Source organism: Vibrio sp. 1727 (assembly GCF_033344415.1).
In the GTDB taxonomy this organism is placed as follows: domain Bacteria; phylum Pseudomonadota; class Gammaproteobacteria; order Enterobacterales; family Vibrionaceae; genus Vibrio; species Vibrio alginolyticus.
On sequence record NZ_JAWPOT010000014.1, the window covers coordinates 125,400 to 141,035 of the forward strand.

The following is a 15,636-nucleotide window of genomic DNA, read 5'->3' on the forward strand; positions in this document are numbered from 1 at the left end:
GGTTGTCTTCTTAGTCTTGAGCTAAACGTTTGTTTGGCAACGATGTTGAGTTTGAAGCCATAATCAATGAAGTGTTGCTAATATCTAGCGTGACATTTTTTGGTGAGATTTTGCTATTTGGGCCAACTTTTGCTGGGCCATTTACCGCAATAACTGAGTCGGCGTTCAAGCCATTCTCGATGGCACGAAATGTTCCGTAACGTTCGCCTAAGGTTACGATGCTGTATTGCAACGTATTCTCTTCATTGAGTGTTAATACAAAGCGGTTTTCTAGATCTGTGCCAATAGAACGCTCTGGAACGAGAACTCGTTCAACTGGTTTGGTTGTTGATATCTGAACTCGGCCAAACGATCCCACTTTTAAGCTTGATTTTGTTGCATCGAATACCGCTCGAACCTGCAAAGTACCGGTGTTTTCGTTGATGGAGTTGTCGACAAAGTCAACGCGTCCAAAAAACTCCTGCCCATTTTGTCCAGATAGTTCAAGACGAGTAGGTAAGTTAGAGTCGGCATTGATTGTCGAGAAGTAACGGTTCCAAGTTCGCTCATCGACATCAAAGTATGCATATACCTGATCGTTAGAGACAATGTTTGATATAACGCTTTGATTTGCGTTTACATTGTTTCCTTTAGTAATGAATGCTCTTGAAATAGTGCCGCTAATAGGGGCATATATCTTCGTAAACTCAAGATCTAACTTTGCGGATTCTAACTGAGCACGCAAGGCCATTAGTTCTGCAGAGCGTTGTTTTACTGCGGTATCTCGGGCCTCTGCTTGTTCCGCTGAGATGGCCTTTCGCTTAACAAGTTGAGCGGCTCTCTTTTGTTCGTTTGCTGCTTGCTCTAGCGCAGCTCGAGCACTCTTAACTTGCGCTTCAAGTCGTGAGACCTGAGCTTTGAAGGTTCGATCATCAAGAGTGACGAGTAAGTCGCCTTTGTTGACACTCTGTCCGTCTTTGAACTCTACTGTTTCAATAACTCCGGAAACGCGTGGCATTAAAGAAACTTTCTCTGGGGCTTGAAGCCTTGTTGTAAAGGTGAACCACGATTGAACGGGCTCATAGATGACTTTGGAGACGTCTATCGTAGGTAAGGGAGTATTAGGTTGTTTGGTTATCTCTTCGTCTGCACAAGCAGCTAAAACGGATAAAAGGCCAATGCCGAAAACTTTCTTTAACATTTGTCGCGCCCTAAATGATTCTGTTCATACTAAAAGGAACGGCATTGTATTCATTGTACCTATGGGTAAATAGGCCCTCAGCGAACATAGAGTAGTGATAAAAATGCACGATTAAATATTGGTCAAAATGCTCATTTTTTGGTTTGCAAAAGGTCAGTTTAGGGTTTTAAAGACGTGGAGTATTGTTAAATGTAATAAGCCATAATAGATAGGAATAGCTAAACAGAAGCTAAAGATAGCGACGAAAATTAAAGCGTTTTTAATTCGTGCATTATTTGCAATTCACTGATGCAATTTGAACCATAAAAAATTGAAATTAATTTTGTAAAATCCATTTCCCATCACATAAAGAATAAAAACTAAATAAGGAATTGTGCAGTGGATCTCGCAAGCCAACTTGAATTACTACTGGATGTCTCTGAATACGGAACTTTTGCTAAGGCTGCTGACAGAAATCATATAGATCGTTCAGCTTTGTCAAAACAGATCAAAAAGCTAGAGGATGAATTGGGCTTACGGCTGTTAAACCGTTCCACGCGTTCGCTATCCCTGACCAATGCAGGTGTTGAGATGGTGGCGCAAGCCAAGAAAGTAAGAGAGGTTCTAACCGAAACTCGTAGTATTGCTGCTACATTTCAGGATGAACCGAAGGGTAACTTGAAAATATCAAGCTCCACTTTCTTTGGCAGAGCATACTTAAATCAGGCAGTTAAAGAGTTTATAAAACAGTACCCAAACATTACTGTAGAGCTGCTGCTCGATGATAATCGAGTCGACGTTATCCACGAAGGTTTTGATGTTGTGTTTCGTATCGGACCAATCCGAGAGTCCAACATGATAGTGCGTAAGTTGGCAAGCAATAATATGGCACTGGTTGCATCGAAGAGTTTTATTGACAAGTATGGAGCCCCGAGCTCTCCAGAAGAGCTTATAAAAATGCCAGCAGTAATATACTCTAATGCTAACTTTAAGGCGGATAAGCTACGTATAGCGCCAAGCCAGTCATCAAGCGACGTTAGAACGTATAATATCAACGGGCAGTACTTCGTGAATGAAACTGAGTTAATGCTCGATGCCGTAAAATCTGATCTAGGGTATGCTTTAATAGGGCAGTTCTTTCTTCAGGAGAGTTTGAGTAAACAAGATCTTGTCCAGTTGCTTCCTGATTATAATCTTCCCGCAATAGGGGAAATATATGCAATGTATACTCACCGAAATCAACAACCATTAGCCAAACTATTCATTGATACTGTTCAAAAAATAATAGGGACGCCTCCTGTTTGGATGGATTATCTCAACTAATATGAGTACTAGGACATAATGTTTTAGATTGAGGGCTTGTTTATATTTATCCATAGAATATGGTTGAATTTGCACTTTAAAAATAATTGCCACTGTTCATAATTTCACTCGATTCAAACAACACAAGTAGTGGTAATTAAATGAAAATGACAAGAACGTCGATCGCAATCGCAGCACTTTTCTCTGTAAGTGCTGCAAATTCAGCCGTAGTTTATGAAGATCAAGAATCAGTGTTAAATATTCATGGCCGAGCGCAAGGGATGTATTATTTCTCTGATGATAAAAATGCTGACGGAGATAATAGCTACATTCGTGTAGGACTTTCAGGTGAGTCTAAAATAAATGAAGATCTTTATGCCTTCGGCTTATATGAGTTGGAATTTAAGTCTAATCGCAGAGATGCTGATGGGATTGAAGATGATGAATTTGATATCCGAAAAGGCTATGTAGGAGTTGGTGCAGATTACGGAACAGTAAGTTATGGACGTCAATACGGTGCGGTCACTTTAGTATCTGATTACACGGATATTTTCCCGGAGTTTGGTAATGAAGCTGCTGGCGTAAGTGCGGATCTATATGGTACCGGTCGCTCCGATTCAGTATTTAAGCTAACGACAAGCTATGAAGGTTTGAATATTCATGTTAGCTATCAGGCTGAAAACGATGAAGTGTCAACAGATGCAGCCTCTTATGGTGCGGCGGCGGACTACAAGTTGCCATATGGCTTCAAAGTTGCGCTTGGTTACAACGAAGGTGAAGGGCAATCGGGTGCAGAAGATACAGAGCTGCTAACGGGTGCTATTGCATTTGAATACGACAAGTTTTATGCCTCTGTTTTATACAGTGATGGTGAAAACTGGGCTAAAGATGGTTCTGAAAGTAATATTGATTACACCGGTATTGAAGCAGTTGCCACTTATGAAGTAACAGATAAGCTTTGGGCACTAGTTGGCTATAACAATCTAGAGCGTGATGATGAAGATGTCGTCGATTACTACTCACTAGGTGCAGAGTACGATTTGACTTCTAATTTTAAAGCACTAGCAGAATACAGAATTACAGATGTAGACAATGAAGACGATATTCTTGCAATAGCTGCGAGATATTCATTCTAAAAAATTAATAAATATAAAAATCCTGAAACTATTTTCAGGCTTTTTATTTATCGGTGTAATTTTATAAGTGCTGATTTTCATCCATATATAATGGATTATATTGATCGTTACTTGTTAAAGTGTTTTGGATATAATTGTTTTGTTAGCTAGTCCACTGCTAGTTTTCATTTTCATATTTTTTGAATGATGATTTTTTTCTTTGGCAACAAGAAGTATCTTGTTGCTTTTTTTACGTCTTATGGTTAATTAAAACAAAAAGAGTTTTTTTATATATTGCTATAAACGAGAAAAATATAACGAAAATTGTCAATCTTAGGTTGAGTTAATCTTCATAAAAAAGTGAACTCAATTTCAAGGGTCTTTTTCATTTAAGTGATGTGGAATCCATATGGCGAACCAAGTGAATGATAAAGCGCCAAACGACGAAATGTATCTCAATGAAGATTGGAAAAATTATTTTTATGTAAACGATAGAGGTAGGGATTGATACTGTTTATGTAAGGAGAGAGCGATTTATGAAAAGCAGTCGTTTCAATATGATTAGACACCTTTACTTTCTTAAAATAGGAAGGGCTCTAAGAAAGTAAAGGTGCAGATGATTTTTTAGTTTTTACCGCCGTCACTTGTTCTGAAGTGATAATCGAAGTTTATGATTGCACGATATTTAACTTCATCACGGTTAAGTGCGTATTCTTCAACTCTCACTTTACTATCATCGATTGCAATATCACGAGGGAAACCGCTTCCAATGATGTTTAGACGATTTCTAAGTTCATGTTTTGATAGCGTTTGGTATTCATCGACAAGATCAAACGCAGAGCTATAAGCGGCATCTTTTGTCGTAAAGTCATTGAGAACAACTTTGTTTGTAGAGTGTTCGACATGAATACCAGCAGTAGCAGATAAACTGAATAATAATAGTGATGAGAGCGTCATTAGTTTTTTCATATAGTCACCTTTTTATTTGTATTACAAAGTCAAGATGTCCAACGAATCCTTGTTAATATCTCTCGACAAAGGTGATAGTGCCATTATAGAAATGTGCTGTACATCACATTTGTGACCATTAACTATGGAAGAATTGTCAACAATAAAACTCAAGCACTTTTGACATTACGGTCAATGTGAAAAAGCGAATATCTGTATGGTTTCGTTAATAATTAAACCACTCTCGGAAACGCTGACTATTCAGTCAAAGCGTATGTTTCTTGTCGTTATAGTGACCTGCCTACAACTTAATCACTTAATGCATGCAATTCAATTGCAATGGCTTGGTATAGATTTTCATTCAGATCTTCCAGCTTAGTAACGATCCTAAAAATTCTAGTGATTAAAAAGTCATTGTTTGTGGTTTTTTATTCTATTGTCGTGTATAAAAAAACTTTACAACGAATGATAAAGGAATATCCATGAAAAAGTTATTGTGTTTTGCTGCACTGGGGTTAGCTGTTTCGACGACGGTTAATGCAGACCCAATTTTAGACGACATCAAAAGTACAGGGGAGCTAAAAGTCTGCTTTGATTCTGGGTATATGCCTTTTGAAATGACAGCAAAAAATGGGCAGTACATCGGGTTTGATATCGATTTGGGTAAGCAAATGGCGCGTGCCATGGATGTTAAGTTTGTGCCGGTAAACACTTCATGGGATGGCATTATCCCAACACTGTTGACTGGTAAGTGTCACATGATTATGGGCGGGATGACTATCACACCTATGCGAAATACTCAGGTGAATTTCGCTGATCCCTATGTGGTTATTGGTCAATCCATTCTCGTAGATCTCAAACATGAAGGTAAAGTGTCTAGTTACCGAGATCTCAATAGTCCAGAATATGTTGTTGCAACTAAGCTTGGGACAACGGGTGAGCAAGCGGTAAAACGATACCTTCCGAAAGCTAAGATAAATCTATACGAAACTCAGTCTGAAGCGGTACTTGAGGTTGCCAACGGAAAGGTAGATGCGTTTGTTTATGACTTTCCTTACAACTCTATTTATGTGGCGGAAAACAAAGGGCAGTTAATGCACTTGGCTAAACCGTTTACTTACGAGCCTTTGGGTTGGGCTGTGCCGCAAGGAAATCCAGATACGCTTAACTTCTTAAACAACTATTTACGTCAAATTAAGGGCGATGGAACTTACGATCGCATTTACGATAAGTGGTTTAACGACGATAAATGGTTAAAGCAAGTTAAGTAATCATTTTGTTATTGTAGAGGAGCGGCTAGCTTCTGGCTCGGTTCATCGCCAACCAAACGGTTCGCGCTGTGAAGCTAACGCTTTTCTTTATTCAAATACCCAACCAACTTTAATCAAAGTCATTCTCGGAATCACATGCAAAATAACTTAAAATCCCTATTGTGGAACGCTGTTTTTGTTCTTGTTTTGCTATCAATTTGCGGTCTTGTCTATCTGTCAGGTAAGCGAATCGATTACAGCTGGAATTGGGAGCGTGTCCTTCCTTATATTGCCACTAACGCTGCTTCATCCATTACCGCGCCTGTCGATGGGAACATCATTCTCGACGAGAATAACCAACTGGCTCTGGAGAGTATTCATGGTGATATTGTTCTTGAACTAAGCCAATATAAGTCTGTCGACGTCTATGAAGGTGATCTTATTTTTGAAGGAGATACCTTAGCAACTATAAAAGAGTGGCGCTCTGGCCCAATTTTAGATGGTGTTGTGACGACCATTAAAATCTCACTCTGGTCACTTATCATTGCTCTAGCGTTGGGCTTAGTTGTCGGACTAATGCGTATATCCAGCAATCCGGCATTAAAAAAGCTGGCGCTTGTTTATGTCGAGGTCATTCGTGGAACGCCTCTTTTAGTACAGATTTTTATCGTTTACTTCTTTATTGGTACTGTGCTTGACCTTGAGCGTTTTACTGCGGGAGTGATAGCGCTCTCCGTGTTTACCGCCGCTTACGTCGCAGAAATTGTGCGGTCAGGAATCCAGTCAATCCCAAGAGGACAAATGGAAGCGGCGCGTTCACTAGGAATGAATTATCCCAAAGCGATGATTTATGTCATTTTACCTCAAGCGTTTAAGCAGACATTACCTCCCTTAGCCGGGCAGTTTATCAACCTGATAAAAGATTCCTCACTTGTCTCCGTGATTTCGATTACTGATCTGACAAAAGCGGGCAGGGAAGTCGTAAGTGGTAGTTTTGCCCCATTTGAAGTTTGGTTTACCGTTGCGGCCCTTTATTTGCTTCTAACTAGTACCTTATCTTGGGCAATACAAACGTTAGAAAAGAAATTGGCAGCAAGTGATTAATGGTGGAGTCATTAATGGAATACATTATTTCAGCAAAAACAATTAATAAAATTTACCCTAATGGCTGCCATGCGCTCAAGGACGTATCGGTAAATGTAGAAAAAGGGGAAGTGATTGTCATCGTAGGACCGTCAGGTTCTGGTAAGTCAACATTCTTACGGACGATCAATCAATTAGAGACAATAAATAGTGGGTCTATTATCGTAGATGGTATGGATATGTACCACAAATCTACGGATATCAATAAACTACGCGCTGATGTGGGCATGGTATTTCAAGGCTTCAACCTTTTTCCACATAAAACGGCGATAGAGAACGTCATGTTAGCACCTTTAAAGGTTTCTAAACGTGACCCTGAATCGGTGAAGAAAGAAGCAAAAGATTTGCTTTATAAAGTCGGTCTGTCGGAGAGAATGGATAATTATCCTAATCATTTATCAGGTGGACAGCAGCAGCGCGTCGCAATCGCTCGTGCGTTAGCAATGAAGCCCAACATTATGTTGTTTGATGAACCCACATCAGCACTAGACCCTGAAATGGTTGGAGAAGTTCTTGATGTGATGAAAGATTTGGCCAAGGACGGAATGACGATGGTCGTGGTTACTCATGAAATGGGTTTCGCAAAAGAGGTCGCTGATAGGGTGTTGTTTATGGAAGATGGTGAGCTTTTGGTTTCTGACTCTCCTGAGCGATTTTTTGATAACCCCACCAACCCTAGATTGCAGAAGTTTTTATCTAAAGTATTATAATAAAAAGAAAATTTGATTGAGGGCGAGTCCCTCAATCACTTCATGCACTATTGTGGCTCGTAACGTTCGCCTCGCCGAGAGACATAGATAATGGGATTTTTACTCGAAGTTAATGGCGATAACATTAGCTTGGTCCGAATGAAAGGTCTGGTAAATACTAGAGTGTTTAATCAGCCATTAAGTCTTTGTTCACTTTAAACATAACAATTTCATTTTGAATTGATAAAAATTGTGTTTGAATAGAGCTTATGGATGTTTGGCGGTATGGATGTCTAAATGAAGAAAGTAACAATTTTAGATGGTGGCATGGGGCGAGAGTTAAAACGTATTGGCGCCCCTTTTTCTCAGCCGCTTTGGAGTGCACAAGCGCTAATTGAATCACCACAATATGTAAAAATGGCACATGAGAATTTCATAGACGCTGGCGCAGAGATTATCACTGTCAACAGTTATGCATGTGTTCCATTTCACTTAGGAGAGGAACTCTATGCAAAGCAAGGGGCTGAGTTAGCAAAATCTGCAGCCAAAATTGCCAGAGATGTAGTCACCAGCTCTAACGATAGAGTGCTCGTTGCGGGGTCTCTTCCTCCTGTAATGGGGTCTTACAGGCCTGAATTATTCGAGCCGAAAAGGGCACTGGAAGTGGCTTCTGAGTTATTTGAAGCTCAAGATCAATATGTTGATATTTGGTTAGCTGAGACCGTGTCTAGCCTTGCTGAAGTTGAAATTCTATCAATAATTTTAGCCAAAACAGATAAGCCCAATTATCTTGCTTTCACCTTAATGGATGACCCTAACTCTTTGCCTCGCCTTCGCTCAGGGGAATCTCTTAAAGTCGCGGTTAATACGCTGTTGAAAACAAATGTTTCAGGTATCTTTTTCAATTGCTCTATTCCTGAAGTTGTCGAGCAAGCGATCATAGATACACAAGCAGTATTGAGTGAGTCAGGTAGAGAATTGACGATAGGTGTTTTCGCAAATAGCTTTGCTCCGATAAAGCAAGCGCACCAAGCCAACGAGACCATTCAGGAAGTTCGTCATTTCTCTCCGACTGAATATCTTGAGTATGCTAAAAAGTGGCATGTGCAGGGAGCAAGCATTATTGGTGGTTGCTGTGGGATTGAACCACGTCATATTAAATTGCTAGCGGCTTGGAGAGACACTCTCGAAAACGCCTAATTTTGGTGAAGTGCAGGGAAGCATGACAAGAGATTTTGTTTTTCATTCATCGTTATAGATAAAATAAAAGTCTTTCGTATCTGGCAAAGTAACAAGATGCTTTAACTTGCTCATTACTTTGCCAGTGTGCCTCGAGATTTTTATTAATTATTTTTGGTTCAGATTAACGACAATCTTTCCAACTGTTCTCTGATTTCGCATGTCCAAGAGTGCGTTACCTACATCCTCTAAGCCGATGATCTTCAGTTTCGGTACTTCCAATTCTCCATTTTCTAATAGCTCAGACACTTCCTTTCCGGCATTAACGATACTTGCAAACCCTCTCTCGCCAAAGACATGACCAGAGCCCAAACTTATTTGGTGGAAGCCCAAGCCTTTTAAGAAGGCATCTGGATATTGAGAAGGGTCGACAGTCTTGACGAGCTCCACCATTTCTCCCTCAAAGGTTAACACCGAGGCTGCAATTCGGTCGTTATCACCGCCTACACAATCGAGTGCAACCTCAACGCCATGATTTCCGGTAATGTCCATTACTCGTTGAACTACATCTTCATGATGATAATCAATCGTATGGGTTGCTCCTAACGAGGACAAATATGCGTGATTAGCTTTTGAACTAGTAGCAATGATCTGTTCAACACCAAATGTCTTTGCTAACTGAATAGCAAAGCTTCCAACGCCGCCAGCACCTCCGGCGATAAAAATGCTGCTTCGATTTGAAATATCGAGCTTGTCTACCAAAGCGCGATATGCGGTCCAGGCTGCGCAAGGTGTGGATGCTGCCACTTCAACCGGAACCTGAGGGTGCTTTATGAGCGTTCTTGAATCATGGATAGCAAATTCAGCGAATCCTCCGTGATGGCGTCTCATGTTTCCGTGATACAACACTTTATCGCCAACCTTCCAATCAACGACCGCATCGCCTACAGAGACTATTTCTCCTGATACGTCTAACCCGCCAACAAAATTGTTATCCATGTTAGTGACCATGTCTGACCAATAATGAATTTTTGCATCGACAGGATTCAAACCAACAGCGTTAACTTTAACCAATACATCAAATTGGGTTTCTAGTTTTGGTGTAGGTAATTCGGATAAAGAGAAAGTATCGTTATCTCGTTGGTAAGTTATCGCTCTCATAGGTTTTCCTTATTATTAAGAATGGTCGAAAGTCATACTAACTCAGAGGGTGCTGCTGCAATAATTATGGTTTTTTCTTATTTTGATAATTTTAGGTTATGTTTGATAAAAAGGATTCGAGATGCTCTGAAATTATCATAGACAACCAGTCTGCATAGCTAACGACATGTAACTTTATGATAAGTAATGACTAGTTTTATTATTCCATTTTTATGGAAATATTCTGTTGATTTTTTGTTTTGTGATTCTATAATTCCAGAAATATCGAAATGAAAGCTTATCTATCAGGTAAGCTTGTTAGCGAAAATGACGAGGAGAGTAAATGTGAATACAGAAATTATAACAATGGTTAAAGAAGCGCTGGATATGTTTGCGTTTCTAGCAACCGAACTTATCATCTTATTTCTGGCAATTAGCTACATTGTCGGTGTGTTGCAAGATTTTCTAACGCCAGAAAAAATTCAATCTATTCTTAGCTCGAAAAAGGGTAAAGGTTACTTCATTGCTGCGTTGCTAGGCTCGATTACGCCTTTCTGTTCGTGTTCGACCATTCCTTTCTTAAAAGGCTTGTTGCGTGCAAGAGCAGGTTTTGGACCTATGATGGTGTTCCTATTTGCAAGCCCGTTGCTTAACCCAGTGATTATTGGCTTGTTTGTGGTGACTTTTGGTTGGAAAGTTGCGGTATTTTACTTTGCTATCGCGATGTCAGTATCAGTGGTAGCAGGCTATGTACTTGAAAAACTAGGGTTTGAACGTTACGTCAAACCAGAAGCATATCAAGCGGTAGGTTCTTCTTCGTGCGGTACTTCTTGTGGCGATTCAAGCAAGAAAAAAGAAGAAGCGAGACCAGCATCAATCTGTGGTACCAGCGCCTGCAATGAACCTACGCCAGTTGCGGCGAAAACATCTTGCTGTGGTGATGCACCAAAACCTGAACCTAAAGTGGAAGTGTCTTGCTGCTCATCAGACGGTAGTGCAACAGCGACAGTCGTGGAAGAGAAAGAACCTAGCCGCTGGGTACGTATTTGGCAATCAACTTGGAAAGACTTTAAGCAAGTGTTCCCTTATCTCATGATGGGCATTGCGATTGGTTCATTTATCTATGGCTTCATCCCGACGGAGTTCATTGCGGAGTTTGCTGGTGAAGCGAAGTGGTACGCGATTCCGGTCGCAGCAATCATTGGTATTCCATTGTACATCCGTGCAGAGGCGGTCATTCCACTTAGCGCGGCACTAGTACAAAAAGGTATGGCTCTTGGATCTGTTATGGCGCTTATTATTGGTAGTGCTGGCGCAAGTCTTACAGAAGTGATTTTGTTGAAATCAATTTTTAAGAACCAAATGATCGCTGCCTTCCTAATCGTTATCTTAACGATGGCCATGGGAGCGGGTTACTTATATACGTGGGCTTTTTTATAAAAATAACCCTCGGGCGACTGCTCGAGGGCTCCGTTTTTGTCGCCATATAGGGAAAGGGAAGTTTCCTATACCGCGCAGGCTATAAAAAGATAAAGAGGTTACTCGTAAATACTATAGGAGAAATACTTGCTGGCGATGGTTTTATGCTTACCGCTCTGGATCAATTTTTGTATTCCGCTATCGAGTAATGCTTTTAATTCTTTGTCTTGTTTTCTCACTGCTACGCCAATGCCACGGCCGAACCACTTTTCCTCAGTAAACGCTGGTCCAGTAAAGTGATAGCCTTGACCTTGTGCAGTTTCAAGAAAACCAGCACTTAAACCGATTGAGCCGCCAAATACAGCATCTAACCGTCCATTGAGTAGATCGGTAAATGCCTCATCGAACGTACCATAACGACGAATATCAATATCTGGATACAAGGCCGAAAGGTACTTATCACCAATTGTGGCTCTTTGAACTCCAATAGATAAACGATTTAGGCTGCCGTCATCCATGTTGATTTCTCTATCATTTTTCATTACAAAACGAGTCGGTACTTTTGCATAAGGGACGGTGAAATCGACTTTCTTTTCTCGTTCTTCTGTGATTGTCATTGCAGCAATAATCGCATCGTTCTTGCGACTAAGGAGAGAAGGGATGATGCCATCCCAATCCATTTTTGAGATAACGCACTTTACTTCTAACTCTTTGCATAACGCGTTAGCGAGGTCGACTTCAAACCCTTCTAGCTTTCCCTCTTTTGTCGTCCAGCTAAATGGAGGGTAAGCCCCTTCAACAGTGAAGCGAATTTGTTTCCACTCTTTCGCATGGCTGAAAACTGAAAATAAGCTAATAAACAATGCGACTATCCATTTCATAAATGTTTCCTTGTAACTATTTGGAAACCAATGTTTAACACAAAGTAAGCAAATATCAATGAAAATGCATATATGTGTGACCTTTCGCCCGCATTGTGTGAGCGAAAGGTTTTGCGTGTATTACAGCTTATCTTCAATAGTTACGAGGGGAACTCTCGTTGAGACAGCGTGAAGTGCAATGTTGTGAATCATTTCATCGACCGTGGTACAGCTATCCATTAAGATCGAAACATCATACTTGTCCGCAGATTTTGAGATAGCAGTATGTGTGACGCAGTTTTGTGTCATCATTCCGCATACAAGTAACTCCGTTACATTTTTGCTTGCCAATACTTCTTCTAAACGTGTTCCTTCAAAGCTATCTGCGAAGTGCTTTACCACGATTTCGGAATTCGGCGCTAAAGCAAGAACTTCTGGGTGAATATTGGCACCGTCGCTGCCTTCATTGAAGAATGGGGCAATGCCCATGGCAGGATCGGCAATATGCTGAATATGAATCACAGGAATGTTTTGCTCATTGGCTTTAGTTATTGCTCTCTTAACATTGTCTAAAGTTGATTCTGTATTCCATAAAGGAAACTTTCCTTCTGGGAAATAGTCGTTTTGCAAATCAATTACAAGTAGGGCTTTTTGAGTCATTTTCTTTTCCTTTTATTGAGGATCATTGCGGTACGAATAATATAAAGACTTTTAGCCACCTTCTTTAGAGTCTAAAATGACACAAAAGAGTCAAAAAGCGACACTTGAAGATAAATGAAAATAGCACTCGTTAATTACCCAGATAGCTCGCAAGCCTCCGTATATGGTTTAAGCGAACTCTTCGAGATGGCAAACCGTGCGGCGGCTAAATTGGGCGTTGATGTGCACTTTGAAGTAGAGATATTGGATCACTGGTCAAACACGCACTTCGATGTGAAAACAGCGGTAATGATTCCGCCCAGCGGCACTGGTCAATATTACTTAGAACCAGAGCCAGAGCTACTCGACTGGTTAAATGTCCAATATAGTAAAGGTGCGATTTTAGCCTCCGCCTGCGCTGGTACTTTTATTCTTGCTCAAACCCAGTTGTTGACCAATAAGTCTTGTACAACACACTGGGGCTTGGCTCCTTCATTAGCGAGTCAGTTTCCCGATATCCACGTAAGACAAGAAGCCATCCTTATTAACGAAGGAACGATCATTACGGCTGGGGGTATGATGTCATGGGTGGATTTAGGCTTGGAATTGGTTTCCTTATTTGCGTCACCGGCAGTAATGCGCCTGTTAGGAAAAATGTTGGTTATTGATACTGGTCCGAGAGAGCAACGCTTTTATCAACAGTTTACCCCAAACTTCCAACATGGTGATGAGGTAATTGTTCAACTACAGCACTATATAAACGATCATTATCAAGGAAAACTGAGCAATAAAGAGCTTGCAGAGTTGAGTTGTTTAACAGAAAGGACATTGCAGCGACGCTTTAAAAAGGCGACAGGTTTCAATGTTAACCAATACATACAAAGCTTAAGAGTCCAAAAAGCTTGTGATTTACTTGAGTCGACAACCCTAACATTTGACGCAATATCATTTAGAGTGGGTTACCAAGATGTGAGCGCGTTCAGGAAAATATTTAATAGGATCGTAGGTTTAACACCAAAGTCGTTCAGATCTCGGTTCTGTTCATAAACGCCAGAAGTAAGATAATGTTGGTATTAAACATTTATAACTCAGAAACAAACACATATTTTTACAAGCTGGCTTAGCGTGATGAAAAGGGATAACAAGCTAAGCCAACCGTAGCGCACTCCTAATTACTGAACATTTTGTAGAATGCTTAAAGGGTTCTCAAATTACAATGACTTGTATAGGTCTTTGTTAATCACAAAAGCTATGTGATTTCCAAAACCAGTTTCCCAATATGTTGCTTGCGTTCTGTTCGATATAGCGAACCAAGTTACCGAATACTTCTGGTGCCAAAACGGTACAACCAAATAACGCTAGGTCTTTAAGGTAAAGAGTTCTTACATCCAGCTCGACAATTGGGCCGCCTATGGCGCCGGAAACAGCGTATCTTGATCCTGGCTTTAGTACCTGAAGAAATTGTGGCCACTGCTCTCCTGCGACCAAATCAATCACTACGTCAACGCTGTTTTCTCCGAGAGTCGCTGTTAAATTTGCATCGCGAGGGATAACTTGGTTTGCTCCTAATGCCGTGATCTGTTCTTTCTTTTCTGGGCTGGCGATAGCAATGACGTATGCTCCACGCGCCTTCGCCAGTTGGATTGCGGCAGAGCCAACACCACCGGATGCCCCTGAAATCAGTACGGTATCGCTCGCTGTGACATTAGAGCGGACAAGCATGTTCTCGGCAGTTGAATAAGAACAAGGGAAGGAGGCCAAGTCGATATCCGATAAACTACTATTCACAGCATATGCATGTTTACTGTCAACAACAGTGAACTGAGCAAAGCCACCATCACATTCTGAACCGAAGTACCAAGGCGAGCTAAGTGCTTGACTGTGGAAGCGCGTAATACATGGTTCGATAAGCACACGCTGACCGATTCGTGATGGGCAGATATTCTCACCAACAGCGACGATGGTACCGCATACATCGGCACCTTGGATTCGAGGGAGAGATAGCGCGTCTCCTGACCAACTTGCATCCATGCTATTGGCGTCATTTTTAGAATACCATGCTGTTCGGGTATTGATGTCGGTGTTATTGACTCCGGCAGCGGCAACTTGGATCAATACATCATCAGGCGAGGGGACTGGCACAGGTAGATCATCGCGGTAACGAAGCATATCTGGCCCACCATGACCGATAAGTTGGACGCCTTTCATGACTTTCGGGATTGTGGTCATTGATTGTTCTCCTTCATTAGTTCTAGCAGAGTGCGTTCAGCGGATGCAAAGGCAGCGTGACCGAGAACCGGCCATGCGTTGGATAGACCTTCATGTAACAAGAAGAGTGTGGTTGCGAGGTCTTCTCGCTGACTTAGTTGGCCCATAAGCTGACGGACCGCCAATTTGTGTTGTTTTACTGCTTGATTAATTGATAGATTTTCTGGATAGGCTGCTAATGCATTGATGGACATGCAGCCATTCGGTGCAAACTCCTTCATCCAATCCTCGAGGCGAGTGAATAGGTGTAATACAGCCGGTGTTCCATTGGCAGGGGCGTCTTCGAGCAAAAAACTCAAATACCTTTGATGGCGATGCTCGAGAGCTGCAACAATCATCGCTTCCTTGGAGGGGTAGTATTTGTACAGGGTTCTCAGGCTGACTTCGCAGGCGTTTTTGAGTTGGGGTACGCTAGGCTCGGCGAAGCCATACTGACTGAATGCTTTTTCTAGGCTTGCTGCGATTTTTTCTTTCACTATTTGATACACCAGGTAGAACGTTTGTTTTACCTAAGGGTAGAATAAA

General features: G+C 41.2%; 15 protein-coding genes. 8 read left to right on the top strand and 7 right to left on the bottom strand.

Annotated elements, in window-relative coordinates:
• Nucleotides 1-10: 10 nt before the first annotated feature.
• Nucleotides 11-1,180 (bottom strand): efflux RND transporter periplasmic adaptor subunit, encoded by a 1,170-nt coding sequence (locus R8O10_RS14655; RefSeq protein ID WP_017821685.1) that lies wholly within the window; start codon nt 1,178-1,180, stop codon nt 11-13.
• Between the two features lie 378 nt (nt 1,181-1,558).
• On the opposite strand from R8O10_RS14655, the gene R8O10_RS14660 reads away from it, so the two are divergent.
• Entirely contained in the window at nt 1,559-2,482 is a 924-nt protein-coding gene (locus tag R8O10_RS14660; RefSeq protein WP_085570005.1) for a LysR family transcriptional regulator, read from the top strand.
• Between the two features lie 140 nt (nt 2,483-2,622).
• Nucleotides 2,623-3,597, top strand: a complete 975-nt coding sequence (locus R8O10_RS14665; RefSeq protein WP_318191507.1) for a porin — start codon at nt 2,623-2,625, stop codon at nt 3,595-3,597.
• Nucleotides 3,598-4,200: 603 nt separating this feature from the next.
• Here R8O10_RS14665 and R8O10_RS14670 read toward each other — a convergent pair.
• The gene (locus R8O10_RS14670) at nt 4,201-4,545 is read right to left on the bottom strand and encodes a DUF3316 domain-containing protein (RefSeq protein WP_005377323.1); all 345 of its coding nucleotides are present in this window, start codon (nt 4,543-4,545) and stop codon (nt 4,201-4,203) included.
• A gap of 461 nt (nt 4,546-5,006) precedes the next feature.
• Here R8O10_RS14670 and R8O10_RS14675 point away from each other — a divergent pair, with 461 nt between their 5' ends.
• The 4 genes from R8O10_RS14675 (at nt 5,007) to R8O10_RS14690 (ending at nt 8,806) form a co-directional block, all read left to right on the top strand.
• A complete protein-coding gene (locus R8O10_RS14675; RefSeq protein ID WP_005377324.1) occupies nt 5,007-5,795 on the top strand; it encodes a transporter substrate-binding domain-containing protein in 789 nt (262 codons plus the stop codon).
• 135 nt (nt 5,796-5,930) lie between these two features.
• Nucleotides 5,931-6,878: an amino acid ABC transporter permease gene (locus tag R8O10_RS14680; protein ID WP_258481819.1), complete on the top strand. Its 948-nt coding sequence runs from the start codon at nt 5,931-5,933 to the stop codon at nt 6,876-6,878.
• A 14-nt stretch (nt 6,879-6,892) separates the two neighbouring features.
• Nucleotides 6,893-7,627, top strand: coding sequence for an amino acid ABC transporter ATP-binding protein (locus R8O10_RS14685; protein WP_412035166.1), 735 nt, complete (start codon nt 6,893-6,895; stop codon nt 7,625-7,627).
• A gap of 276 nt (nt 7,628-7,903) precedes the next feature.
• Nucleotides 7,904-8,806 (top strand): homocysteine S-methyltransferase family protein, encoded by a 903-nt coding sequence (locus tag R8O10_RS14690; RefSeq protein WP_206970878.1) that lies wholly within the window; start codon nt 7,904-7,906, stop codon nt 8,804-8,806.
• A gap of 147 nt (nt 8,807-8,953) precedes the next feature.
• Here the strand turns inward: R8O10_RS14690 and R8O10_RS14695 are convergent, their stop codons facing one another.
• Complete coding sequence (locus R8O10_RS14695) at nt 8,954-9,946, bottom strand: zinc-binding dehydrogenase (RefSeq protein ID WP_206970877.1); 993 nt, start codon at nt 9,944-9,946, stop codon at nt 8,954-8,956.
• 345 nt (nt 9,947-10,291) lie between these two features.
• On the opposite strand from R8O10_RS14695, the gene R8O10_RS14700 reads away from it, so the two are divergent.
• On the top strand, nt 10,292-11,365 hold the full coding sequence (locus R8O10_RS14700; RefSeq protein WP_242532995.1) for a permease: 1,074 nt from the start codon (nt 10,292-10,294) through the stop codon (nt 11,363-11,365).
• A 98-nt stretch (nt 11,366-11,463) separates the two neighbouring features.
• Here the strand turns inward: R8O10_RS14700 and R8O10_RS14705 are convergent, their stop codons facing one another.
• Both R8O10_RS14705 and R8O10_RS14710 read right to left on the bottom strand, forming a co-directional pair.
• Nucleotides 11,464-12,225 carry a transporter substrate-binding domain-containing protein gene (locus R8O10_RS14705; RefSeq protein ID WP_186585015.1) on the bottom strand — a complete coding sequence of 254 codons (762 nt, stop codon included), beginning with the start codon at nt 12,223-12,225 and terminating at the stop codon, nt 11,464-11,466.
• Between the two features lie 120 nt (nt 12,226-12,345).
• Nucleotides 12,346-12,864 (bottom strand): cysteine hydrolase family protein, encoded by a 519-nt coding sequence (locus R8O10_RS14710; RefSeq protein ID WP_005377333.1) that lies wholly within the window; start codon nt 12,862-12,864, stop codon nt 12,346-12,348.
• Between the two features lie 114 nt (nt 12,865-12,978).
• On the opposite strand from R8O10_RS14710, the gene R8O10_RS14715 reads away from it, so the two are divergent.
• A complete protein-coding gene (locus tag R8O10_RS14715; protein ID WP_054579521.1) occupies nt 12,979-13,890 on the top strand; it encodes a GlxA family transcriptional regulator in 912 nt (303 codons plus the stop codon).
• Between the two features lie 189 nt (nt 13,891-14,079).
• On the opposite strand, the gene R8O10_RS14720 is transcribed toward R8O10_RS14715, so the two are convergent.
• Entirely contained in the window at nt 14,080-15,072 is a 993-nt protein-coding gene (locus R8O10_RS14720) for an alcohol dehydrogenase family protein (protein ID WP_318191509.1), read from the bottom strand.
• On the bottom strand, nt 15,069-15,590 hold the full coding sequence (locus tag R8O10_RS14725) for a TetR/AcrR family transcriptional regulator (protein ID WP_053307056.1): 522 nt from the start codon (nt 15,588-15,590) through the stop codon (nt 15,069-15,071). Before R8O10_RS14725 ends, R8O10_RS14720 begins: the two co-directional genes overlap by 4 nt.
• Nucleotides 15,591-15,636: the final 46 nt, after the last annotated feature.

What these genes read in the sequence shown, in the direction of transcription:
- R8O10_RS14690 (WP_206970878.1), top strand. Translation starts at nt 7,904, where the DNA reads ATGAAGAAAGTAACAATTTTAGATGGTGGCATGGGGCGAGAGTTAAAA.
- R8O10_RS14670 (WP_005377323.1), bottom strand. Translation starts at nt 4,545, where the DNA reads ATGAAAAAACTAATGACGCTCTCATCACTATTATTATTCAGTTTATCT.
- R8O10_RS14705 (WP_186585015.1), bottom strand. Translation starts at nt 12,225, where the DNA reads ATGAAATGGATAGTCGCATTGTTTATTAGCTTATTTTCAGTTTTCAGC.
- R8O10_RS14655 (WP_017821685.1), bottom strand. Translation starts at nt 1,180, where the DNA reads ATGTTAAAGAAAGTTTTCGGCATTGGCCTTTTATCCGTTTTAGCTGCT.
- R8O10_RS14700 (WP_242532995.1), top strand. Translation starts at nt 10,292, where the DNA reads ATGGTTAAAGAAGCGCTGGATATGTTTGCGTTTCTAGCAACCGAACTT.
- R8O10_RS14675 (WP_005377324.1), top strand. Translation starts at nt 5,007, where the DNA reads ATGAAAAAGTTATTGTGTTTTGCTGCACTGGGGTTAGCTGTTTCGACG.
- R8O10_RS14715 (WP_054579521.1), top strand. Translation starts at nt 12,979, where the DNA reads ATGAAAATAGCACTCGTTAATTACCCAGATAGCTCGCAAGCCTCCGTA.
- R8O10_RS14685 (WP_412035166.1), top strand. Translation starts at nt 6,893, where the DNA reads ATGGAATACATTATTTCAGCAAAAACAATTAATAAAATTTACCCTAAT.
- R8O10_RS14720 (WP_318191509.1), bottom strand. Translation starts at nt 15,072, where the DNA reads ATGACCACAATCCCGAAAGTCATGAAAGGCGTCCAACTTATCGGTCAT.
- R8O10_RS14695 (WP_206970877.1), bottom strand. Translation starts at nt 9,946, where the DNA reads ATGAGAGCGATAACTTACCAACGAGATAACGATACTTTCTCTTTATCC.
- R8O10_RS14665 (WP_318191507.1), top strand. Translation starts at nt 2,623, where the DNA reads ATGAAAATGACAAGAACGTCGATCGCAATCGCAGCACTTTTCTCTGTA.
- R8O10_RS14710 (WP_005377333.1), bottom strand. Translation starts at nt 12,864, where the DNA reads ATGACTCAAAAAGCCCTACTTGTAATTGATTTGCAAAACGACTATTTC.
- R8O10_RS14680 (WP_258481819.1), top strand. Translation starts at nt 5,931, where the DNA reads ATGCAAAATAACTTAAAATCCCTATTGTGGAACGCTGTTTTTGTTCTT.